At 54.2% G+C, this 24,971-nt stretch carries 16 protein-coding genes; 12 read left to right on the plus strand and 4 right to left on the minus strand.

Going from position 1 to position 24,971, the window contains the following annotated elements:
- Positions 1-208: 208 nt before the first annotated feature.
- The 3 genes from SH573x_RS04000 to SH573x_RS04010 form a co-directional block, all read right to left on the minus strand.
- Positions 209-1,222 (minus strand): hypothetical protein, encoded by a 1,014-nt coding sequence (locus tag SH573x_RS04000; protein WP_479353042.1) that lies wholly within the window; start codon positions 1,220-1,222, stop codon positions 209-211.
- A gap of 191 nt (positions 1,223-1,413) precedes the next feature.
- The gene (locus SH573x_RS04005; protein ID WP_479353043.1) at positions 1,414-1,842 is read right to left on the minus strand and encodes a tetratricopeptide repeat protein; all 429 of its coding nucleotides are present in this window, start codon (positions 1,840-1,842) and stop codon (positions 1,414-1,416) included.
- 68 nt (positions 1,843-1,910) lie between these two features.
- Positions 1,911-3,074 (minus strand): DUF1559 domain-containing protein, encoded by a 1,164-nt coding sequence (locus tag SH573x_RS04010; RefSeq protein WP_479353044.1) that lies wholly within the window; start codon positions 3,072-3,074, stop codon positions 1,911-1,913.
- Positions 3,075-3,627: 553 nt separating this feature from the next.
- Here SH573x_RS04010 and SH573x_RS04015 point away from each other — a divergent pair.
- The 6 genes from SH573x_RS04015 to SH573x_RS04040 all read left to right on the plus strand — a co-directional run bounded on the left by SH573x_RS04015 (position 3,628) and on the right by SH573x_RS04040 (position 16,052).
- A complete protein-coding gene (locus SH573x_RS04015) occupies positions 3,628-4,662 on the plus strand; it encodes a transposase (protein ID WP_479353045.1) in 1,035 nt (344 codons plus the stop codon).
- A 493-nt stretch (positions 4,663-5,155) separates the two neighbouring features.
- Positions 5,156-6,397 carry an outer membrane protein assembly factor BamB family protein gene (locus SH573x_RS04020; RefSeq protein WP_479353046.1) on the plus strand — a complete coding sequence of 414 codons (1,242 nt, stop codon included), beginning with the start codon at positions 5,156-5,158 and terminating at the stop codon, positions 6,395-6,397.
- A 202-nt stretch (positions 6,398-6,599) separates the two neighbouring features.
- The gene (gene thrC / locus SH573x_RS04025) at positions 6,600-8,069 is read left to right on the plus strand and encodes a threonine synthase (protein ID WP_479353047.1); all 1,470 of its coding nucleotides are present in this window, start codon (positions 6,600-6,602) and stop codon (positions 8,067-8,069) included.
- A gap of 5 nt (positions 8,070-8,074) precedes the next feature.
- Entirely contained in the window at positions 8,075-9,376 is a 1,302-nt protein-coding gene (locus tag SH573x_RS04030) for a class I SAM-dependent rRNA methyltransferase (RefSeq protein WP_479353048.1), read from the plus strand.
- A gap of 42 nt (positions 9,377-9,418) precedes the next feature.
- The gene (locus SH573x_RS04035; RefSeq protein ID WP_479353049.1) at positions 9,419-10,726 is read left to right on the plus strand and encodes a M48 family metalloprotease; all 1,308 of its coding nucleotides are present in this window, start codon (positions 9,419-9,421) and stop codon (positions 10,724-10,726) included.
- Entirely contained in the window at positions 10,713-16,052 is a 5,340-nt protein-coding gene (locus tag SH573x_RS04040) for an AAA domain-containing protein (protein WP_479353050.1), read from the plus strand. Before SH573x_RS04035 ends, SH573x_RS04040 begins: the two co-directional genes overlap by 14 nt.
- 67 nt (positions 16,053-16,119) lie before the next feature.
- Here SH573x_RS04040 and SH573x_RS04045 read toward each other — a convergent pair whose 3' ends face one another.
- Positions 16,120-17,445 (minus strand): PQQ-binding-like beta-propeller repeat protein, encoded by a 1,326-nt coding sequence (locus tag SH573x_RS04045; RefSeq protein WP_479353051.1) that lies wholly within the window; start codon positions 17,443-17,445, stop codon positions 16,120-16,122.
- 186 nt (positions 17,446-17,631) lie between these two features.
- On the opposite strand from SH573x_RS04045, the gene SH573x_RS04050 reads away from it, so the two are divergent.
- The 6 genes from SH573x_RS04050 (at position 17,632) to clpX (ending at position 24,867) form a co-directional block, all read left to right on the plus strand.
- Positions 17,632-19,242, plus strand: a complete 1,611-nt coding sequence (locus tag SH573x_RS04050) for a N,N-dimethylformamidase beta subunit family domain-containing protein (RefSeq protein WP_479353052.1) — start codon at positions 17,632-17,634, stop codon at positions 19,240-19,242.
- Between the two features lie 197 nt (positions 19,243-19,439).
- A complete protein-coding gene (locus SH573x_RS04055) occupies positions 19,440-19,733 on the plus strand; it encodes a transposase (RefSeq protein ID WP_479352284.1) in 294 nt (97 codons plus the stop codon).
- 68 nt (positions 19,734-19,801) lie between these two features.
- Positions 19,802-20,506: an IS3 family transposase gene (locus SH573x_RS04060; protein WP_479356642.1), complete on the plus strand. Its 705-nt coding sequence runs from the start codon at positions 19,802-19,804 to the stop codon at positions 20,504-20,506.
- Positions 20,507-21,010: 504 nt separating this feature from the next.
- Positions 21,011-21,901: an alpha-1,2-fucosyltransferase gene (locus SH573x_RS04065; RefSeq protein ID WP_479353053.1), complete on the plus strand. Its 891-nt coding sequence runs from the start codon at positions 21,011-21,013 to the stop codon at positions 21,899-21,901.
- Between the two features lie 48 nt (positions 21,902-21,949).
- Positions 21,950-22,906, plus strand: a complete 957-nt coding sequence (locus SH573x_RS04070; protein ID WP_479353054.1) for a glycosyltransferase — start codon at positions 21,950-21,952, stop codon at positions 22,904-22,906.
- A gap of 665 nt (positions 22,907-23,571) precedes the next feature.
- Positions 23,572-24,867, plus strand: a complete 1,296-nt coding sequence (gene clpX / locus SH573x_RS04075; protein ID WP_479353055.1) for an ATP-dependent Clp protease ATP-binding subunit ClpX — start codon at positions 23,572-23,574, stop codon at positions 24,865-24,867.
- Positions 24,868-24,971 lie beyond the last annotated feature (104 nt).

A 24,971-nucleotide genomic window follows, 5' to 3' on the forward strand; every position in this document is an offset into this window, starting at 1 on the left:
GCCCCACTCAGACTGCTCATCGCGCCTTGTCTGCCTATTTTCGCCAGGATGACTATTTGTTCAGCGTTCCCGCACTCGATTTTGGGACAGGCTATTCAGCTTTCCTCGCGGCCGCTTTTGGGACAGACTACTTCAGTGCGTTTTGGACAGACTGCCCGGCGCAGGTTGGGCATGATAAAGATGCTAGCTAAGCAACGAAAATTCGTCGCTAATCTTCCAGGCTACCGAGCGGCTCTGAGTGCGCAACCGCTGATGATTGAGCAAGTGCTTGATCAGCGGGTAGGATGTACAGCGTATGACTGCGGCGGCTGCTACGCCAGAACTCGTAGAATTGGGAATAGGGCTGCTGGTCCACCAAGTGTACGTAAGTCCCATCAATGCCCCATTTGCTTTCGACCAGCACTCCATAGTAATTTAAAAATCCACATACTTTTCCCGTGTGGATGATGTCCCCGCTTGGGCCGCGGTAAATAACAACGTCGTCGAGGACTGGGCGATCTGCCTGCCGGTAGCGATTGTCGGCCAATATTAGTCCGACATCCTCGTTTCGAAGGATGAATTCGCCGCTGGAGAAAATCCAACCGTGGCAATTGGTGTTGGGCTGCGGCTCCGCCTTCAGCATGGCATGCTTGATTAACTCGGCGATTTGATTGCGAGAGAGTCGGACGTAATCTTCGAATTCCTGACGTGTCAATTCTCGTTGATACAGGTGTATGCGATTCCCTTGATCGGTTACCGCCACCTGTTCTGCATAAATTGATAAAGTACCAGGTGGCAGGGTGACCCAATCCTGTCTTTCAGCGGGAATCGCAAACAGTTGCATGCAAACGCCCAGTCCCATCGACTGAACCGCCGAAAAGGCGAAATCAATTGCAGATCGCTGGTCGCCTACACGGACAGATAATTGCCGCATGATCAGCCATGCAGATACTCCACCTGCAAAGGTTAACCAGTAAATTGCTAAATCAAATCGATTCCTAGGCAGGCTCGAAAAATACAAGTTCCAAAGCAGTGCGTGGAATGCGGCCAGGCTCAGACCCATAGACAGTTGGATTCCGGTCCATGGCTTTCCAGAAAGTTTGCTCGCCGTCTTTGGTCCTCGAAACCACCGAAATAGCAATGAAATTGTCAGTACGCTGGACAGCAGTAGCGACGCCAGCAACAGCCAGTGCAGTTTTTCTAGAAATGGGTACTCGATTTGAATAGGAACCATCGATGCCACGGCTCAAGCAATACAACTGCGGGTGCATAATAACACTGCGATATTAAACGCTATCCGCTTATGCTCGGACCGTTTCAGCCACGTTGATGGCGAACTATTAACGTCTCGGCTTCAAATTCGAGCCTACATAACGATAGGGAAATAAAATCAGTCCCTCAGTTCGCCTGCACAGCATGTTCGCCCGGGACTTGTTACGGAAAGTTCATTTTGGATCCCTGTCGCGTCACTTTATGCCGCCTAGCCTTGGCGAACTCCGCGGTCGCCTGATGCGGTTTGCCTGCTTTGGAAAGTAGCAGGCCTTTTGCAAAGTGCAGCAGTTCAAGAGGTGCACCCCCCTGCTCTGCCCGATCTATGTCCGTCTGTGCATCATCCAAACGTCCATCCTTGATCAAGCACCGCGCTCGTGCAATCAAAGCCACAGATAGCAGATCGCCGTTGAGTCCTCCTGACTCAATGGAATTGGTCAACAGCGCAATCGCAGATTCGTGCTTATCGGTCGAGAGTAACAGCTCTGCTTCGACGAGTGCCGTTTCGGCTGAAGCGACTATTGAGCGCTCGATCACGGATCGCGAACATCCGAGCGCGCTTATCAGAAGAGCCACATACTTGACGAACTGCATATTCAATCCTCCTGCTGTTGACCAACTCGATACATGAAAGTCTCTATCTCACTACTCGCTGAGTTCATTCAGTCATTCACGCTGGCTACTTCACCTCGGTCGCGAGTCCCAAGGCTCCGCCAAGTATCAAGGTCGATACCGTCGGCAATGAAATGAACGGAACCGTCACCCATGGCCGTGTTCACACCCCCTGAGTGAGAACTTCGTGCGCTAACTATGGCGTGCTCACCCGGTGCATCTGCAATGGCGCTGCGGGTGCCACAATCAACCGCTTTCCAGTTGGGCGGAGCCACGTGGTTGTACATAGTGCTCGAATAAAACCCGAATGGCCAGCCATTCGAATAGTCGCTGCCTGGCAACCAACGACCAGCCGAATTGAAATTGAAGCCGCTGTTGAGAGTGAGTGTTTGGGTCAAGCAGCCTTGCAACAACTCGTCTGCGTCTACGAGCCCCAGAGGTCGAGTTTGCAGAGTGGTCACATCTGAGGCTCGGGGTAGTTCCTGAGCAAGATTATGCCCAGACCCTTTCGTCCGCTCAGAGAAAAAAGCAGTGTTCGAGAGACCGTCTAAAAAAACAGCAGTCGTTAGGGCTGCACCAATCGTAAATGCCCCGTTACCACGACAGGCATAACCTTGTGGAGAAATAGCGTTCAAATTGTTGTTATGCAGAGTATCTAGTGCGCCTCCGAAAGGAGTTGATCCACCAAAGTTATATCGATAATTGTTTTCAGAAATTTTTACGCCGGTGAATGGACAGGATGGGCAAAGAAACAGTCCCATTGCCTTGCTATATGCCGCGAAGTTTGGGTTCAGGGGTGTAGTGCCACCACCAGTTGTCAAACGAACATTGATAGGTACGCGGAAGTCGATAAGTTCGTAGACAGCGGTCTGCTCCATGAATGGAAGAATGAAGGTGTGGACCGAACGAAAGCCCGTCCAATGTCCCGAACCGGGAGCGATATCAACAGACTCGTAGCTGGTATAAGACGCCCGTGGCACACGATTGACGCTCCAATCAGGTGCTAATCGTCCCGGCGGAAATCGCGAGTGTACTGTTTCGTAATTTAAGGTCGCCAAGATCATCTGCTTAAGATTGTTCGAGCACTGCATCCGCCGAGCGGCTTCGCGGGCCCCTTGTACCGCGGGCAACAGTAGCCCAATTAGCAGGCCAACTACTGCAAGAACAACCAGGAGTTCAACCAGGGTAAAACCATCTTTGAACCGATACTTCACGATAGATCCTCCTTTGCCAGTGTTTGTCGAAGCGACTCGACAAAATTATTCGCGGCTCAACTCAGAAAACGGAGAGGATAGTCGCACCACTTTCCAGAATTGGATTGAGCCTGAGTCTTGCAGTCATGGGGGAAATTTTCGCTCTTGACAGGTCCCTTATGGGATGACTGTTTTGCTATCAAAAAATGCCGCGACCGATGCTTCGTTTTTTTGGTGCATGTCTTCGAAAGTTAGCTGGACACTTTGGAGAATGTCATTGGTCTGGGGTGCATTTATTACGAAAATAAACTCGTCGAGAAAATAATATGCGAAATAATAGAAAATTTTAATTGCGATCTCCAGGGATTTACGCACATTGCGAGTCTGAAAAAGCGTTTTTGCCCTTGACGCGTCCCTATCCTAGTAAATGTGAACTCGCTCACGTGACGGTCTCGGCGGCAGCGGTGACTTGTGTGGCCCATGATGCATGCATACGCCCATGGTGCATAGGTTTTTGGCTGCGGTTGGGGCAGCGGTCTGTTTCTCATTTACCCATGGAGGCATCGAAACCATCATGACCAGACCTCGTAATCAAATTGTCGATCTCGATTACTGCCAGATCTATCACTGCGTTACGCGCTGCGTACGCAAGCTCAAGCTGCTCAACATCGGTACGACCGATCGTCGGCAGTGGGTGTGCGATCGCCTGGTTGAACTGGCGATGTACTACGCTATCGTGCCCATCTCCTTTGCAATTCTGGGAAATCATTTGCATTTCATGTTGCGGATCGATCCCGAGACGGCTCGCGGCTGGTCGGCCGAAGAAGTGCTACGCCGCTGGTATACGCTGCATCCGCCCTACGTCAAAGGCAAGAAGATGGTCGAACTGGACCCGGAGTGGTTGGCCAAGAAGGCTCTGGATTTAGAACTGGTGGAGAAACTGCGCCGGCGTCTGATGGACTTGGGTTGGTTCATGAAGGACTTGAAGCAGCCGCTGTCGCGCCTGGCCAACGCTGAGGATGGATGCCATGGCGCGTTCTTTGAAGGACGTTACAAGTCGGTGGCGGTGCTGGATGAAATAGCGGCGTTGATGGTGTTGGTGTACATCGACAATAACCGGTATGCGGCGGGATTATCGAGGTTGCCGGAGTTGGGGCGTTACACGTCGCTCTACGAGCGGTTGTTGCATGTCGAGTCGTTGGGACGGATGGACGACCTGCAGGCTGCCAAGTCGGGTAGCATCGCAGCCAGCCGGGCCAGCGAGGGTTTGGAAGACGATCTGTGGCTCATGCCGATCGAGGACCGTCGCCGCTTTGGGGCCAAGCGTGCGGGATTGATCGAAGGTTTTACGCTTGGTCAATATTGTTGGTTGGTAGATGAGACCGCTCGCATGCAACGCGAGGGCAAGCAGAGTTTGTCGCCTGAGACCGCGTCGATCTTTGAGCGACTCAAGATGACTCCGGAGCTGTGGTTGATGCAGCAGGTACTGCTTTCGCAGGATCGCTGGCGCGGAACGTTCTTTGCGACCAGCCAAGAGAAGCTGCAGGAAGCGGCTGCCCACTTCGGTCGCAAACGTTGCTACAACCTAAACGGCTACTCGGCCGCCTAGGACATCTAGAGCCGAAACGGCTGAAGCTTCCCTCAGAGTTTGAGTCGCTACATCGATCGCTCCTCAATTGAAGACCGCCAATGGGTCGATAGCATGGCCGCGAATTTTGCGGAACGCCAACCATGCCTCTTCACGCTGCGCTGATGCTTCTAGCAAGTCGTCACCATGCCTGGCTAGCACCCTCAATCGCGGCTTCAGCCAGCCCGAATCCATCAGCCAACCCTCATGAGCCAACCCTCATGGGTCTGTCCCAAAACCGTCTTGCAGGCCTGTCCCAAACCGTACCCAGCTCCGCCAAGTCTTGCAGGTCTGTCCTAAATCCTCGCCCGGGCGATTCTTTCGGGTCTGTCCTATTGCTGGGAAAGTCTATCGGGTCTGTCCTAAGTCAGACTAACCGCGGGGCAGCATTTGCAGGTCTGTCCCAAGACCTGGCGTCGGGGGGGTATAATCTTGACTCACAGTAGTTGTCTTTATCCCAGCAGGACGTTTTTCCATGGCTAATGTGCTTGCGCTGATCATTGTTTGCTCAATAACGACGGCGATTTACGCGGAGAATTGGCCGCACTGGCGTGGGCCTAGTGGGACAGGCGCCGCGAGCGGTAGTCCACCCGTAGCGTTTGGCGAGGGCGTCAACGTCAAGTGGAAGGCGCCTGTCCCAGGTGTAGGATCGGGATCCCCGGTGATTTGGGGGACACATGTGTTCGTAGTGACATCGGTGCCCGATCCAAAAAATGCTCGCTCCTTGGCGTTCGAGGTCCACTGCTTCAATCGTGACAACGGGGAGCGGACTTGGAAGCAAGTTGCGATTGAAGCAAGCCCGCATCAGGAAACGCATTCCACCAATACCCATGCGTCCGCTTCGCCATGTACGGATGGTCAGCATATATACGCACACTTTGGTTCACGTGGGACCTACTGCTATACGATGGACGGACAATTGAAGTGGGAGCGAGACCTGGGCGATATGAACACTCGCAACAGTTTCGGAGAAGGCAGTTCGCCGACATTGTTTGAAAACATGTTGATCGTGCCATGGGATCACGAAGGACCGTCGGCCCTATACGCCCTCGACAAGTTAACGGGCGAGATTTTGTGGAAGACGGATCGTGATGAGCCAACCTGCTGGGCCACTCCCTTAGTTGTCAACTACAAAGGACAGGCGCAGATCGTGATGAATGGGCAGCGGTCTGCGCGAGCTTATGATGCCAAAACTGGCAAGGAACTGTGGCGGTGCGGTGGCCAAACGGAACGTCCCTGTGCATCCGCCGTCGCTCAGGGTGACACGGTATTTATCGGAAGCGGTTTTCGCGGTGCCTTTCTCGGTGCGTTTAGATTGGGAGGGATGGGCGATATCAAGGGCTCCAAAAATGTGCTTTGGACCATCGATCACGATACGCCCGATGTGGCCACACCATTGCTATCCAACAATCGACTCTACTTCTATAAAGGCAGATCTGGGCAGCTGACTTGCCTCGACGCTCCCTCGGGCAAACCGCATTATGTCGCCCAGAGAATCCCCGGTATCAGTAACACTTATGCTTCGCCCGTGGCCGCGGGCGGCAAAGTGTACTTAACAGACCGCAATGGCACGATCACGGTCATCGAAGATTCGGAAAAGCTGAAAGTATTGGCGACCAATAAGCTGGGCGAAGGCGTCGACGCCACCCCAGCGATTGTCGATAGCGAAATGTTCATCCGATCGGCGGGGCACTTGGTCTGCGTCGGGGAAAAGTAATCGCGACAGCGCCGCCAAGCCACTGCCGGAGCCCAGACATTAGTTTTGGGACAGACCTCTTAAAAAATCGGTTTGGGGACAGGCCTCACATTGTGGCGAGAGTGATTGGGCCTATGCTAGCGGTGGATCTCGATGGACCTTTAGGGCTCGGTCGGCTATAAAGAGAGAGTGTGTCCCCAAGCTTTTGAAACGAGTCGGTTGCATGGCGAATATCGAAATGGCTGCAAGTGCGGCCTCCAAACCGCTTACTAGTGGCCCTGCCCTGCAACGTTGTATCAACCCACTCTGCGGGGCTACGCTCGACGTCGGCCAGGTCAAGACGGCTTGCGACCGCTGTGGCGATCTGCTGGACGTGGACTATGAGTGGTCACGCGTTCCGGTGCCTCGACGTTTATCCGATTTCGAACAGTACTGGAGCCGGCGCTACGAACCACTGCGTTACTCCGGAGTTTGGCGGTTTCACGAACTGCTGCCATTCGTCCGCCCTGAGCAAGTCGTAACCGTCGGCGAAGGGCAGACTCTGCTCCAAAAAGCGGACTCAGTCGCCAAGTATGTTGGTCTACATCCTGGACGCATGCTAGCAAACGGCGAATCCAGTGGCGGACTGTTCCTGCAATACGAAGGCATGAACCCCTCCGGTAGCTTCAAAGATAATGGCATGTGCGCAGCCTTCACCCACGCACACCTGACCGGAGCCAAACGTGCGGCCTGTGCCAGCACTGGGAACACCAGCGCTTCGCTGGCTATGTACTGTTCGGTAACGCAGCTCATGAAAGCAGTTATCTTTATCGGCAGCGGCAAGATCTCCTATGGCAAGCTCTCCCAAGCACTCGAATACGGCGCGCTAACTGTCCAGATTGCCGGCGATTTCGACGACGCCATGATTCGAGTTCGCGAAGTTTCCAAAGATCTCGGCATCTACCTGGTCAACAGCATCAACCCGTTTCGTCTCGAAGGTCAGAAGACCATCATGTTCCGCGTGCTGGAAGCCTTACGCTGGCAAGTGCCTGACTGGATCGTGGTCCCTGGCGGCAACCTCGGCAACTCGTCGGCCTTCGGCAAAGCCTTTCAAGAACTCTTAAAGCTCGGACTGATCGACCGCGCGCCGCGATTGGCAGTCATCAACGCCGCCGGTGCTGATACCCTCTACCAACTTTACGAGCGGCGCAAGCTGCGCTGGAATGCCGGCCAACCCGACGCCAAAACCACTTGCGCGTACTATGATGATCTGGACAGCCGGCATGCCAAGGCAGATACAATCGCTAGCGCAATCGAAATCAATCGTCCAGTCAATCTCAAAAAGTGTCTGCGAGCACTCGACGTGTGCGACGGAGTTGTACGCCGTGTGACCGACCAAGAGATCTTGGATGCCAAGGCCCAAGTTGGCGCCGGTGGAATCGGCTGCGAACCGGCCAGCGCTGCCAGCGTCGCGGGTGCCAAACTCCTGCGTGAAGAAGGTATCATCGCGCCTTCCGATCGCGTGGTCTGCATTCTGACAGGTCATCAGCTCAAGGACCCAACCGCTACCGTGGCCTACCACACCACCGATCAAGAAAAATTCAATGAAGTCCTAGGCAGTCGTGGCGTGTCTCGAGCCTCGTTCGCCAATCGCGCCGTTGCTGTGCCCAATGAATTGGATGCGATCATCCGTGCCATTCAACTGTACAGCTAAGCCAAGTGTCTCAACGCAAACCCACTGGCCATCGCCCAGCCCATTCGCAATCTGCTCCGGTCGTCGGCTTGTCCCCTGCTCCGCTGGCTATCAGCAGCCGACAGCGGTTGCCGAGCGTATTGCTCGATAAACCATGCCTGCATCCTAACGTTTTCCGCAAACGCATCCGTCACCTTGACGGCGCGCCCAAGCGTGGCGATTGGGTGGCTATCTATCATGTGCACGAGCGGCCAGACCCCGAACTGTTCGCCTACGGACTTTACAATCCCAAAGCCGAAATTGCTGTCCGCATCATTCGCTGGAGCCAAGATGTTCCCGACGATAATTTCTGGGATCAGTCGCTCCAGCAAGCCATCACGCTGCGTCGTGATATTCTCAAACTCGACGACGTCACTGACTGCTATCGAGTCCTACATGCCGAAGCCGACGGTGTGCCAGGCTTGATGATCGATCGTTATGGCGATGTGCTGAGCGCCGAAGTCTTCAGCCTGGCCATGGGCGCTCGCGCTGGTGCGATTATCGAGCGACTGGCACAGCAGCTAGGTACCAAGCATTGGCTGATTCAACCCAGTCCACAGCTTGCCAGTCAAGAAGGCGCTACTTTCGCACCGCTTAAGAGTCCCGATCTACCTCCGCATGTGACCGTCACCGAACACGGTACGCGTTACAAAGTTCACTTCGGTACAGGCCACAAAACCGGCTTCTTCTGCGACCAACGCGATAATCGTTTGCAAGTTGCCAAGCTCTGCGGTGGCAAAAGCTTGTTGGATGTTTGCTGTTACACCGGTGGCTTTGCCGTTATGGCTGCCAAGTTGGGCGGAGCTACCGAAGTTGTCGGCGTCGATCTGGATGAAGCTCCGCTGGAGCAAGCCAAACACAACGCAGCCCTCAACAGCGTACGCGTCAAATTTACTCAAGCCGACGCGTTTGCCTATATGCGCGATATGCAGCGCAGCGGCAAACAGTTCGATATGGTCGTGCTCGATCCTCCCAAGTTGATCCGTTCGCGAGCCGAAATCGAAGAAGGCACCAAGAAACATTTCGATCTCAATCGCCTGGCCATGCAATTGGTTCGCCCAGGCGGACTAATGCTCAGTTGCACCTGCGCAGGCTTGCTACCTGAATCAGAATTTGTGCGACTAGTGCGCAGCGCCGCTCGTAGTTGCAATCGCAGCGCGGAACAACCACACGCCCTGCCCCGCCCTATGCAAATTCTGGCTCGCACCGGCGCCGCTCCATGCCATCCAGTTTCATCCAACTGTCCCGAAGCCGAATATCTAAATGCAGTCTGGCTGCGACTGATGTAAGTTCACTTGGCACTTGGCACCTGGCAACGTGCAACTGGCAACGTGCCACGCCACGCCAACTTGCCGATTGGCGCGTCGGCCGACCATAATCTAGGCGCCCTGCGTCTCCGTACCATGGAAGCCATAGATCGAAGCCACATGCAGTTTGTCAGCCCGCTACCCTATCATCATGCACTTCGCGACCTTCTGCGTCAGATGGACAAAACCGTATGGGATTGGTTCGGCAATCAACAACAATCTTCCGCAGCTCTCGAATCCCTCAAGTTTGATCTGCTCAAGTCGACGTATCGTCTAACGTCGCAGGCACATCCTGTGCTATACGACGCTGCCCAGTTCGCCGCCGATACGCTGGGAGTTACCGTTCCTATTACTCTGTACCAGGCTCAATCCGAATCGCACTGGAACGCATGCCTGGCATCGGGCGGTGATGAGATTCATATCGTCTTCTCCGGTGATCTCGAGAGCGGTTTAAGCCAACTCGAATTGCGCGCCTTGTTGGGCCACGAACTAGGACATCACCTGCTGCATCAGACCGATGATGGTGATCATTTGCGTTCCTGGGACATCTTGCGTTCTATTTGCCTCGATGCCCATGCTCATCCAACCTTTCGGAACTCGTTTCGTAAGTTGGCTCTGTATACCGAAGCCTATTGCGACCAAGTCGCCATGAAAGTCGTCGGTCAACTCGAACCGGTCATCTCCACGCTTATCAAACTCGAAACTGGTTTAAAATCGGTTTCGCCCGAAGAGTTCTTGTTGCAGGCCCAGGAGATACTCAGTAAATCTGCTGGTTTGCTGTCCAGTGAAGCGGTCACTCACCCAGAACCCTACATTCGCGCCGTTGCACTCAAGCTGGCTTACGACAACGATGAATCTTTGCATGCCAAGCTCGCCAGCTATATAGAAGGACCATGCGATACCACATCGATGGATCTACTTCAACAGCGTCAGCTCTCCGCTTTCACTCGCGCGCTGATCGCGCATGTGCTGCTGCCACCCTCACTGCGTTCCGACGTCATGCTCGCGCATGCTCGACAATATTTTGAAGACTTCGATCCATCGGAGGCCGCTCCGACCGCGGCCAGCCTCCTATCGCTTGTGCATAGCACAACCTGGAATACGGAATCCGTAGCCACCTACCTGTGTTATGTCCTGCTGGACTTTGCAACGGCCGATCGAAGTCTGGAAGAATCGCCTTGGGCTAGCGTCTTGACAGTCGCTGAAGCCTGGAAACTGAAGGACAAGCTCATCCCCATGATGCGCAAAGAGATGAAGCTCCGCAAAAATCAAATCGAATTGTGCGATCAAAAGAAGTCGACGATTTTAGAGGCCGCACATGAAGTTCACTGAATTCCTTGCGCAGTGGAACTTGTTGCCGGAGCTAGGGACCGAAGACATTCTCAGCTGCTTTTTGCCGCTGGTCCGCGAGACCCTGGCGGCTCATCAGCGTGGTCAAGTCGCACCGCTGCAAGGCACCGAACACTTGCAAGTCGCTTCGCAAAAGATCTGGTTCGAAGAGCATCTCTGTGACCGGCCACGAGATGCCGGGGGCAGACTGCGATCGCTCGAATCTCAGCGGCACCATGGCTGGAACGTGGTGAGCCAGCTACACAGTGAAATAGATCTGAATACCGGCCAACAGTCTATTCAGAACACAGCGATTGTCGATCAGTTCGCTTCGTCCGACCAAGATCTCGATCGACCGAATGGTTCCGATGACTCGGAAGCGGTGATCAAGTACATCACCGGTTACGATTGCTGGGAATACAAAATTGGTCATCATGATCCGTTGACCGATATCTTCAGCCTGGGAATGATCTTCGCATCGCTAGCCCTGCAGTTGGACTTCTCACAGTATGACGAGCTGCAAACGTTTGTCACTCACCGCGACAACCTGTTTCGCCTCAAACCCACACTTCACCCGGTGCTAGCGCAGGTCATTCGTCAGGCGACTGAGCTCAATCGCGACCAGCGCGTCTCTGACCTGGGCACCATGCTGCTGACTCTCGAAAATTATCGGGATCAAACTGTCAGCCTTGAGACTCAACTGGCATTAGACCAAATCCAAAACACCGCTGCTCAGCGTTCGCCGACGCAGCGTCTGCTATTTCAATTGCGTGACCGACTGTTCGATCTGTCGCGTCGCAACCCACTGCTGAGTTTTCGCAGCACGGCGCAGGCATTAAATCTAACGCAGGCGTCGATGCCGATCACCATCAATATCAAGAATTTCAGCGCCGACCAGCTGATGATCTGGAACCCTGAATTGCAGTCGACGCTTTCAAAGGGACAAGCAGTTCGCTTGAACCAACGTATTAACTTTAACGAAGCCGTTTACACCAGCAGCGTGCTCGAACGGTTGATGGCCGACGCGCGACGCGATCGAAATGAATTTGGCTGCTCGCAGTTGCGCCTGGTCATCGCCTTTCTGGCTTGGGCGAATCTGAAGGAATCGCCCATTCAGCAGTACATCTCGCCCCTAATACTGTTGCCGGTACAAATTAACAAGCAAAAAGGTATTCGCGATACGTTTACGTTTGAAGCTCAAGCGACGGTTGCAGAAATCAACCCGGTCATTCGGCACCTTTTCCGGAATCTATACAACATCGCGCTGCCAGAAGCTATCGAGCTGGAAGACCAGGCCGTGGAGCAATTGTTTGAATTGCTCAAAACTCAAATCATCGCCAACGAGCCCGCTATTTCGCTCACCAAGATTGATCGCCCGCGCATCGAACTCATTCATGAAAGAGCCAAACGTCGTCTGGATCAGTACCGCCGTTCGTCCCGGGTGGCTGGGCGCGGCGTTTCGCGTTTTGAAGAAATTGATTATTCGTACGATGCCCTTAACTATCATCCACTGGGCGTACGCCTGTTTACGCAACGCGTTAAGCAACCCGAGTTTCATCTTCAGCGTTTGATGCATTCTGGTCGTCCCGCACGTCACTATGCAGTGCCCAATGAATCGGTAGGTGAGAGTCAACCAACTTTGGACTCACCACCTACCACCTCGATGCCGAAGGATACTCCTCCGCCCGCCAGCGCCGACAGTCAAACACTGACTGTTGAGAGAGACATTGCCGTTATTCGCGATTCCTCTAGCGATAATCCGTACCACTGGTCGTTTGATTTGTGCAATTTGACGCTAGTCAATCTTCATTACCGGCGGATGTCGTTGGTGCGCGACTACGAAGCCATTGCCGATCAAGGGCTGGTCAATCCGGCTTTTGAAGCTGCGTTTCAATATTCGGCGGCCAATGACGAGTCCAGCAAACTGCAAAGTGCTCCGGACACAGCCATACCACTTCCCGAACGTTTCGAAGTCGTTACAAGCGATCCGACACAATCTCGCGCTATAGCTCAATCGCGCACGGGACAGAGTTACATTATCCAGGGACCACCCGGTACCGGTAAGTCTCAAACCATTACCAACCTGATTGCCGACTTTGTAGCGCGTGGAAAACGTGTCCTGTTTGTCTGCGAAAAACGAGCTGCCATCGATGTGGTGTATTCGCGGCTCAGCCAATGTGGACTGGGTGAACTGTGTTCGCTGGTGCATGACTCGCAGAGTGACAAGAAGGAGTTCATTCAAGACCTGCACGCCACGTACAAGGCTTTCACCGCAAAAAGGGAATCGGACAGTGCGGATCGCCGTTCCCAATTGATTCACCAACTGGATCGAGCTGTTCAAGGGCTGACGCGATACGAAGAAGCGATGCAAACATCCATTTCGTCAGCTGATCAATCGCGCACGATCTCCATGAGACGTTTACTCGATCGAGTGATTCAGTTTGATCATGCAGCGATCAAGTTAGATCCCAGTAGCGATCCTCCAACGTTAGCGCAATGGTGGTCCGCTGGCGACAAGCTGGATATCTTGCGAGTGCGACTGGAACATTTGAACGCGGCCAAAATCTTTCGTGCTCATCCGCTGCATGTTTTGCGAAGTGAACTGGTCGGCCAGGACAATGGTGCCAACCGTATTGCCGAGTTGACGGCCCGCGCGGTGGAGCAAGTCGACCAGGTAGCCGCATACTGGCAACAGTGTAGCTTTAGCATAAATCCTTCATGGTCGCTTAAACAGTTGTTCGAGTGGTTGAAGCACGTCGATCGACTGCAGGTGTTGGCTAACGACTCCAACCTAACATTGCTTGACCCCAAATCGGTCCGCTTCTCGGAATTGCGGATGGGTTTGTCGCGTTTGGCGGAGATCGAAGCTGAAATCGCCGTAGCCCGGCAGCGCACCAAGAACTGGCAAACCAAACTGCCGGCCGATGAGACTCGCACGGCCTTGGGACTGGCCAAGCAGTTTCAGGCTAGCATGTTTCGCTGGTTTGTGCCGGCCTACTGGCGGCTGCGCAAGTTGATAAAAAGCCATTACGATTTTAGTAAGCATGAGCTTCGTCCAACTTGGACTCAAGTGCTCGAGGATTTGCAAGCAGAACATAATGTCCGGGCCAAGTTGCTGCAGTTAGGTCAGTCGCTGCAACGTGAGTTGTCGTTGCAGTTACCGCTGCCGGAAGCTAGCCAATTCATTAAAGATTTGGAGCTCGACTTGCCTAAGCAGCCTCAATGGTTGCGTGAGGCGCACGCTCGATTGCTGACATCCAGCGTACCTAATGACGCCATCACGGACATGCTGCGAATCTCGCCCGCGATGCAGGCACTTGCGGAAACGTGCGGTCAGCTAGTTTGCCTGTGGGACGGTAACTCTGCCGACCAGTTACGTCAGTCGCTGGTATCTGTTTTAGAGAACATACACCAACTGCCCGCAATCGCCGACGTCCTTCAATTGGTCGATTCGTTACCTGAATCGGTATCACACTTTCTGCGCAGTCAGTATCTGACCTTTGAGCAGATGGAAGCTTGCGTAGAACATGCCACTTGGTTCAAGTGGCTGAAATCGCAACCTGACATCGAGCGGTTTCATGCAGGCGAACAAGCAACTCACGTCGAGCAGGTGACCCAATTGTTACCGCAGTGGCTCGGAGTTAATGCAGCTGAAGTCTGCCAACACGCACGTGAGCGCTTCGTACAGAACTCGGTGCCGGCCCCTGCCAATCCCGCGTTATCGAAACGTTATCAACAAGGTCGCAAGATTCTCGAGCATGAGTTTGGCAAGACGATGCGCTATCGCCCTATACGGGACCTGGTAGATGGAGACAGTGGACTGCTAGTTCGAGATTTGAAGCCGATCTGGCTGATGAGTCCGCTGAGTGTGTCCGACACTCTGCCACTGGCCTCGCAGTTTGTGGATGTGGTCATCTTTGACGAAGCCAGCCAGGTGCGACTAGAGGATGCGGTGCCGACATTGTTTCGTGGCGTACAAACAATAATCGTGGGCGATACGATGCAGTTGCCACCCACGAACTTCTTTGCTCAAAAAGCAAGCGACGTTGCGGAGAGTGATGTCGACCTGGAAGAGGACGGTGACCTGGCGATCGACGTTGACTTAAGCTCCGATAGCTTGCTCCGTCATGCGGGCAAGCGTTTGCCATCAACGATGCTCGGTTGGCACTATCGCAGTCGCAGCGAGTCGCTGATTAGTTTCTCGAACTGGGCATTTTACAACGGTCAGTTATTGACCGTGCCTGATGTAGCTCGCCGCGCGGGTACGCCGGAATCGCCTGCGACAAATGAAATTGCGCTGACAACTTCCGTTCATGAGCATAGTCCGACGTACTCAGTAGACTCCAACGTTGACATTCAACCTGGTGAGCGGACAACTCGCACTTCAGATAGTTGGCTCGGTCGTCCGATTTCATTTCACTTCATCAGCGACGGCGTTTATGAAGATCGTCGCAATCGTCGCGAAGCCGAGAGGGTGGCACAGTTGGTGGCTGAATGTCTGGCGGATGGCACCGGACGAACCATCGGCGTGATCGCATTCTCCGAAGCACAGCAGACCGAAATTGAGCGTGCGTTAGAAGATCGAGCCCGAGAGGACCGTGACTTTGCAATTCTGTACGAGCAGGAACTCACCCGTGAAGACGACGGGCAGTTTACTGGGTTGCTCGTGAAGAACCTGGAGAACATCCAAGGTGACGAACGCGATTTGATCATCTTGAGTGTTTGTTATGGTCCCAGTGCCGCCCGCAAGTTATCGATGAACTTCGGGCCGATCAATCGCGATGGTGGCGAGAAGCGATTGAACGTAGCCTTCTCCCGAGCGAAGCGACACATGGCAGTTGTTAGTTCGATGCGCTGGGGACAGATTACCAACGACTACAATTTTGGCCCGGCATGCCTTAAGCAGTATTTGCGCTACGCCGAGTGTTTGGACAAGCAGGATGTTGCGGGAGCCCAGTTGGCGCTGGCCCAGCTTGGACGTTATCGCGTTTCTAGCTTGGTAGAATCCCAGGAGTTGGATGTTGTAACGCGGCAGATTTCCGAAGCCTTGCGAGGTGAAGGTTACCTGGTCGATAACCTGGTTGGTCAATCTCTGTTTCGCATCCATGCGGCCGTTTACCAGGCTGGCGATGCGCATTATCGCCTGGGTATCTTGGTGGATACGGCTGAAGCCTATCAGTCGGCCGACCCGTGGGAACGCGACATCATGCGACCACGATTGCTGGAGGAGTTTGGTTGGCGAGTGATTCGCGTTCTCGGTAAAGATTGGTGGCATGACGCTCGCGCAGAGTTGCAACGAATCATTAGCGTGCTCTCGTCCAACGCCTAGTTGGGCACGTAGCGGCATGCGTCAAGCATTTCGAAAGCCTTGACGGCTTCCGCTACTGCGCGGCCATTTAGTCCGCGTCTTTTTTGACCAAGCAGTACAGCGCCTGATCGGTGCGCAGAAACAACTGATTGTCGACAGCTACCGGTGTGGCGTAGATGGCGCCGGGCAACTTGTTTTCGGCAAGCAGTTTGTACTCGCGGCCGGCCTGGATAACGAATAGGCTGCCTTCGCGATTGCCCAAGTAGATTCGGCCTTCAGCCGCCATGAGTGAGGAACTGTAATTGCCACCGAGGCGCTGGCGATAGATCTCTTTCCCGGTGGCTGTATCGAGGCAGGTCAAGATGCCGCTTGAATCGCTGACAAAATAGAGTTCCTGATCGATAACCAGTGGTGAAGGCATCGTGGGTATGCCTTGCTTGTAACGCCAGGCGATTTCGGGTTGGCCATTTTTTAGATCGATGGCCAACATTTGCGAACGTCCAAAACCGGTGGCCATAAAGAGACGTCCCTTCGCGACCACTGGCCGCGGCGTTAGCGAGAATCCCAGTTCACCGTAAGGAAGTTTCCACAGCTCTTTGCCGGTTTGTGGATCGTAACCATACAGCCAATCGGAAGCTGGCGAAACGATTTGCGTCTGCCCGTTGATTTGCATTACTAACGGAGTGCCATAAGATTTGCGGAGTTGTGGATTGGCATTCATCTCGCCGGAGCGCGGCGTTTTCCAACGCAGCTTGCCCGTGTACTTGTCCAGGGCCGCAATGAACTGTTGATCGCTGCCATCCATGTGAATGACCAGCACATCATCGACCAGAATTGGTGAACCGCCTGGACCGTTTTCATGCATCACATCCAGATCAGAGTTAGTCCATACGACTTGTCCGCTAGTGATGTTGACGCAGGCTGATCCGTAGGCGCCGAAACTGCAGAACAGGCGCTCGCCTTCTAGGACGGGAGTGGGCGAAGCGTAGCTATTTAGCTTGTGCACCCATTGTGGCGATTGCTTCTTGATCAGCTCGATATCGTGCAAGGTCTTACCGGTCGTTCGGTCGACGCAGATGGCGCGCAGTTCGACTTGATCTAAGAGAGTGAGTGGTTGATCACCCGTGTTGGTCTTCAGTCGTTCTTCGGCCACTTCGGGCTTGGCCGGTGTTTCGATAGCGGTGGTCATCCAAATTTGATTGTTTTGGATGACGGGTGTCGACCAACCGCGTCCAGGTATTTCTGCTTTCCAAGCGACGTTGCTATCTTCACTCCAAGTGATCGGCAAGTTCTTGGCCGAGGAATGTCCCTGACCGTCGGTGCCTCGCCATTGCAGACTGTCCTCGGCATGGGCGAAATTGAAAGCGATCAGTAGATAGCTCAGGCAAGCGGTAATACGTTGTGTTCGCGTCATGGAGTGGCTGGTGGGTAGACGGTTATGGCTGGTGGAAGGGAGGCGAAGGCTGAGGTGTGTATGGTGATTGTTTTTTGGCCGGCGGACAAGTGGCTGCTCGTTGCGAAGCTAGATTGCATGGGAGACAATGTGTCGCGATCAAGCCATGTGTTACGCGTTACAGTACTTTAGTGAGATACCAGCCTCGTGAATCAAGCACCTGCACCATTGATTGGTTACGTCAGCGACGAACGCTATGTGGCTCTAGCGGATGTCAGTTTGGAGTTTATTGCGCAGGATGGCCAATCGTATGCCACCCGTTCGCGTGCTAGTGGATCGGTGCATCTAGAGTTGCCAGCCGGCACGTATCGAGTCGTACTGCAGAAGGCGGGATTCGGAGCCAAGTTCTCGCAGGTCGAGTTACCTGGGAGCGAGCCTATTCAATTTCGACTATTGGCCGATCAACTGCTGGGGTATGCGTGGCCTAAGTGGGTACGTAGTGGCGAGCAGTCGGAGTTTCGCGTGCACTCGGTGGAGCCGTTTCAGCTTGAGCTGTGGCGTTATGGATGGCGGCCTGAACTGGTGCGGAGTTTGGGCTGGCACGACGAACATGGGCCGCGCGCGATGATGCAGATCACACCCGATGGTGACTACACTCAGAGCGGAGTTCAGTGGAACAAGGTGGGCTATGCCAGTGAAACGCATCGCCAGTACGTGACCGCGCCGCAGCCCAGCGGTCTCTATTACTTTCGCGCCAGTACGGCGTCGGGCGTCCAGTTCTCGTTTCCGTGGATTGTTGCACCGCGAGAGCCCCAGTCGAAGATGGCGGTGCTGGCCTCGAACATAACTTGGAATGCTTATAACGCCTTCGGTGGCCGCAGCAACTATATCCATGCGAATCAGTTACCGGCCAGGCCGACGGTCAATTCGCGATACGAGTTGGCGCGCTATCAAGACCCTGATCATGGCACATGGGGTTACGAAGCATATGCGAAACTGTCGTTTGAACGACCTGAGCCCTTCAATCATATTGCCTTTTCCGAATCGATAGCCGACCCGATCGAGGGTCGTCAAGCGTGTCATTTGGCGCCGGCAGAATGGCGACTGGTCGGCTGGTTGCAGCGCGAGGGTTTTGAGTACGACTACTATGCTGAGACGCAGTTCGATGATGGAACGCTGGACTTGGATGCTTACGAAGTCCTGATCATCGCTGTGCATCCGGAATATTGGACGCGAGGCATGTATGTCCGATTGAAAGATTGGGTTTTGAATCGGGGCGGCAAGTTAGTGTACTTAGGTGGAAACGGGTTGAACTGCGAGGTGGAGATCGACCAGCAGGGGGCGATGGTTTGTCACAACGGGAACATCCAAAGTCTATGGCCATCTGGAATGCAGGGCCGGGATAGTCGATTCGCCATGCGAGTTGAGTCGGAGGCATCGTTGCTGGGCGTGGTCTTTACGCCCAGTGGGGCGATGACTGGTGCGCCGTATCAAGTGATGGATGGTTCGCACTGGTTGTTTGCTGGATCGGGTTTAGCCCAGGGTGACGTGTTTGGGACAGAGAGTTTGCATAAGCGCTGCCCGGGTGGAGCTTCTGGACACGAGACAGACAAACGATCTGCCAGTACTCCAGCCGATGTGACGGTTTTAGCCCGCGGCTTGAACCCAGCCGATGGCGGCGCGGAGATGATCTATTATGAAACGGCCAGTGGGGGCGGCGTCTTTTCGGCTGGTTCCATCAACTACTGCGCATCGTTGCCCGTCGACTCGCACATTTCTCGACTGACTCGAGTGTTGCTCGAGCGTTGGCGCCGCTAGTCCGCCCAGTCTGGCCCCGGGCGCGCACCTAGGGACAGACCCACGCGGATTTGCTGATAGTTCTTTCCACCATCATGCTAGCACAACAACCAGTAGTCTGTCCCCGCATTTGATCTGGAACGCTGGGGGACAGACTGAGGTGGTACCGCTTTTCCGGACAGTCCAGTCTCTTAGAATGAGCAATCTAAGGAGACGGCATGAAGCCTCAAAAGAAGCTAAAGAATTCACGAAGAGTTTATCCGGAAGACCTGAAGCAAGAAGCTGTACAAATGCACCTTGATGGGCATTCAGCTTCGTCGATTTGTGAACGGCTTGGGATCCCCAGAAGGAACTTGCTGTACAAATGGAAGCAAGAATTGGTGACAGACGCAGGCCCAGTCGCTGACGCAATGGATGCCAAGCTAAAGCAGCTGCAAGCGGAGCTTCACCGCGTGGAGCGTGAGCGAGACATTTTAAAAAAAGCTTTGGGTATTTTAGGCCGGAACGAATAGCTGAGCTTTACGCAGTCGCTCAGGCCATTGAACAGACGGAAGTGGCACCGATCACCCAGATCTGTGAAGTGCTAGAGCTGACCCGTAGTGCGTACTACTCGTGGCTTAATTCTGACGACACACAGCGCGATGAGGAGGATCGTATTCTCTCGCCTAAAGTGCGCGAAGCATTCAGGCATCATCGTCGTCGATATGGTAGCCGTCGAATTGCAACTGAGCTCACTGAGAAAGGCATGAAATGCGGTCGGCGCAAAGCCCGTCGGATAATGAAAATGCAGGGACTTCGTGCAATTCAACCCAAGTCATTTAAGCCTCGCAGTACTGAAAGTAAGCACCACTTAGGATACAACCCAAATCTGCTTTTAAGTGAAAGTGCAAATGGATGTTCGCCTCACACCAGTCGCGGTCGAACTCGGGGGAGAAACTTCTCCAGCACTGGTCCCAGCAGCGATGGCGTCCTACGAATCGTCACCGACATGCTTGATCTGCCGGCTGAGTTGATCGCTTATTTATATATGCTCAGGTGGAGTATTGAGCTATTTTTTAGAATGCTCAAGCAGTTGTTGGGCTGTCGTCACTTGCTGAGCCACAAGCAAGAGGGCGTTGAGATCCAGGTCTACTGTGCGTTGATAGCCTGCATGTTGATCCTGATTTACACCGGACGCACTCCGACCAAACGCACTTTCGAGATGCTTTGCCACTACATCAATGGCTGGGCCAGTCTGGAGGAAGTGGAGCGGCATCTCGAACGCCTGAAGGAGCGACCTCCCTAAGTCCCAAGCCCAAGCCAACTAGTCTCTAATGCTAGCACTCAACTGGGCTACCGGTGCGCGCCGATCCAGAAAACGCAACAACTGCACACTCTATCTGTGAACGCTAGCAATTCGATTCACCCTGAAAAAACGCTAGCATTTCCACACTCGACAGCAAGGCAATTCGAGGGCCGAACGGTATTGTGTCTGTCCCCGGGCGCGCGACTGGGGACAGACCACGTGCGGATTTGCTGACCCCGCGCGGATTTGCTGACCAAGTGCGGATTTACTTGCATTGCAGGGGGAGTCGGCTTGTCCCGGCCACGAGAGATTCGGGGGTATGTCCCAGTGTGAACGATGATGCTAGCAATTGATCGAAGGGCTGTGCTGGGCTCTGTAAACTCACGCGCGATAGAGAGGGGTTTGCTAGCTTTGCAAATTGCGATGTTGGCGTGGGACGTGGGATTCCGTATACTCGCTCGGCGATTGGGAAACGGAACGTAAGGCTGAAGGGAGTCGGCCAAGATGATTGTCGTACGAATCGATGGCGGTTTGGGCAACCAAATGTTTCAGTATGCGTTTGGTTTGCAGCTGGCCCACACACACAACTCAGAACTGGTGCTGGATCTGGCTGCCTACGAGGGTATGCCCGCACATGGACTGATGCTGAACCGGTTCGATATTGCCGCGCGCCGGCTGACCAGCGATGAACGACAGATTCTACCCAGGCGTTATCAGTCCAAGCCTGGTCCCCTCTGGCAAGATTGGTTCAACAGTCAGTCACTAAAACGCGTCAAAGAGAAACCGTTTGGCTTCGCCGAGCGATACTTGCGGACCGGCAATCACGTTTATCTGGTTGGCTATTGGCAGAGCGATCGCTTCTTTCCCGACGTCACCGAAACAGTCCGCCAGCAGTATAAATTGGTCGAGGCTCTCAGCAGTGACAGCTTAGCTACACTGGAACGTTTGCAGAGTACGCCCAGCCTGGCACTGCACATTCGACGTGGTGATTATCTGAGTAATCCGCAGGCCTCAGCCATCTATCGCAACTTGAGCCTCGACTACTACCGCCGAGCCGTGCTGGCGCGTCTGACGGAGCGAACCGGTGTGGAAGTCACCGTGTTTTCCAACGATATCCCATGGTGCCAGCGGGAGCTGAACCTCCCCTGCCCCACCCATTATGTTACTACCAGCAGTGGTCCTCATGAGGAACTCGTGCTCATGTCTGCCGCCGAAGCCATCGTGATTGCCAACAGCACGTTCAGTTGGTGGGCCGCTTGGTTATCGAATCGGCCCGAGCCATGCATCTACGCGCCTCGCAAATGGTTTTACCCAGGAACGCTCAACGATCGATTTCTAGCCTGTCCCGGTTGGACGCTCGTGGATGATCCTCAAACTCAAGCGGCCGCCGCCTGAAACCAACTCCTGATGGATTATCCAGTCTCCTAAAAAGTAGTTCGCCCAATGACTCAGCCATTGATATCGATCGTTGTCCCCGTCTACAACGCTGAACGCTACCTGAGTGCGGCCCTTGGCAGCCTGATCGCCCAGTCATTTGAGGACTGGGAAATGATTTGCATCAACGATGGCAGTCGTGATTCCACAGGCAGCCTGCTGAACGACTTGGCCAGCCGCGAACCTCGCCTCCGCGTGTATCACCAAGAAAATCAGGGCGTAACGCCGACGCTGAACCGGGGTCTGTCCCTGGCCCGGGGCCCGCTGGTGGCGCGGATGGACGCCGATGATATTGCCATGCCCGATCGCCTGGCCAAACAGCTCCAGTTTCTCGAGCAGAACCCGCAACATGTCGCCGTCGGCGGAGCGATTCTGAAGATCGATACTGATAATGATCGATTGGGTGTCGATCGATTACCTCGGGAGCACGATGATATCGAAGCCGCTCTGCTAGAGCGTCGCACAGGTTTGTTCCATCCTACGGTGCTGTATCGACTCTCGGCCGTGAAGGCCGTCGGTGGCTACCGCCCGCAGCATCTGGCCGTTGAGGACCATGACCTCTGGCTGAGATTGGCGCAGTATGGCAAGCTGGCCAATCTGAGCGATGTCGTCTTGTGCTACCGATTGCATCCAGGCAGCGCATGTTGGCAGCGAGCCTCCGCTCAGCGACAACACATGAACCATGTTCTAGCTGAAGCATATAAAGCTCGCGGTCAAGTAATGCCCGATCATTTGCACTTGGCTCCGACGGTGGTGCGCAGTCCGGGTGGCCCAGGCAAATGGGCGCGGATGGCAGCTCGAGGCTATGCTCCGCGAACCGCCCTGAAACATCTGATTCGTCTGTGGCGTGAACCTGCCGCGCCCACCTATCGCATGCGCATGACCTTGGAAACGCTGGCCCGCATCGCGATCAGTCTGCCAAGGTTGCCGCTGCGTTCTTTGCCGCCAGTGCCCGCGTTCAAATAGCGGCTCCTCAAGCCGCTTGTGTAAGTGTGCCCCAAGAGACTACACTTCTGCCACAAAATCCCACGAAGTTCGCTGGACTTTCAGGGTGGACATGACGTAGGATGAGGGCGTGCAACAATCGTGTGTGGCAGGCGAGTCTAACAGCTGTATCGGTTGCGGTCGATTTGATCGCAGCTCATCCAGTTCGCGTGGGCCGTGCGACCAACAAAGACGACACTTGCGCCGTACCTGCACTGGGGAATTCTTCAGAATTCGACCGTGATGCTTACATTAAGCCGGTGAAAATTCCGAACATTACCCTCGGTGCTTGGGAATGAAGCTAGCTTAATGGACCGTTTGATTACGGGACGAACACCACGTAGAGATGCCACTAACCATGTGGTCCTCGCCCCGCGTGTGCGTATGCGACTTCTACCAGTCTGGGAGGCTGGTCTGACTGACACCCGATTAGAGTAGGTGTTTCCCTTTTTGGCTCGAATCCGCGGACACGGAAGCCCGGCCTTGTATTACGGTAGTGCGTACGATTCGCACCCACCGCAGTCACAAGGGCCTCGAGCGAACAACGTGTAAGCCTTCCGCTGCAGTGCTTAGACTATTGGTCGATGAGCTCGGCTCAGTGTGCCAGTCGAAAGTACTCAGCTTTATAACGAGCTAAGGAGTCGAGTATGCCTTCCGGTAAGGATGTCGTATCTGGTCGTCGCAATGGTAACAACGGAGTGAATAAGAAGAACGCCTTCTGTTCCTTCTGTCGCAAAAGTTACCGTGACGTTGGACCGCTGGTCGAAGGACCAGGCGATGTTTATATCTGCGGCGAGTGTATCGAACTGTGCCAGTCGATCCTCGATCAAGAACAAAAACGCCGCGGTCCGACCAACAACAAACTGTTCTCGGAGATCCCCTCTCCTCGCGAGATCGTCGAACATCTCGACCAATACGTCATCGGTCAAGGTAACGCCAAACGCGTCCTGGCAGTGGCGGTCCACAATCACTACAAGCGACTCAGCAGCGATTGGTCGGGCTCGGATGTCGAGATCGAAAAGAGCAACATCCTGCTCGTAGGCCCAACCGGCAGCGGCAAAACGCTATTGGCACGCACGTTGGCCAAGATGCTCAACGTTCCATTCGCCATCGGTGATGCCACCACTTTGACCGAAGCCGGTTACGTGGGTGAAGACGTTGAAAACCTGTTGCTGAAACTACTGCACGCAGCCGACTTCGATGTCGAAGCTGCCCAACGCGGCATTCTGTACATCGACGAAATCGACAAGATTGGCAAAACGAGCCATAACGTCTCCATCACTCGTGACGTATCGGGCGAAGGTGTACAGCAAGCCCTCCTCAAGATGCTCGAAGGCACCGTTGCTAACGTACCACCTCAAGGCGGTCGCAAGCATCCAGAACAGCAATACATCCAAATGGATACGTCGAACATCCTGTTCATCTGCGGCGGTACCTTTGTAGGTGTAGAAGACATCATTCGCAAACGGCTGGGCAAGAAAACTCTCGGCTTCGGACAAGCCAGTTCGACCAAAGATGACTCGACGCCAGCCCAGCTGTTGCCGCAAATCACTTCCGACGATGTGCTGCACTTCGGTATGATCCCTGAGTTTGTCGGACGTTTGCCAGTCATATCGGCGCTCACACCGCTGGACGAACAAGCTCTGGTCAGTGTGCTGACCGAACCTCGCAATTCGCTAGTCAAGCAGTATCAAGCTCTGTTTGGTATGGAGAATTGTGAACTGCGATTCACCGAAGCGGCCCTGAAGAGCATTGCCCGTCGCGCTCAAGACAAGGGCGTAGGCGCTCGCGGTCTGCGAGGCATCATCGAATCGGTCATGCTGGACATTATGTTCGACCTGCCTGATCAAACGGAAGGCACAATCTTTACCATCGACCAAAACGAAGCCGATGGCAAGCTGACTCACTTTAAAGTCGGCAGCCCAGAAAAGAAGAGCGCTTAAGCTTAGCTCGACTTCACCGTTGATCTGCACCTACAAGAGTCCAGAGGTCCCAGCCTCTGGACTTTTTTCGTTTAACGATCCGGGCGTTTTTTGCCCAGCATCTG

This window comes from Rania fehmarnensis, from assembly GCF_056494185.1.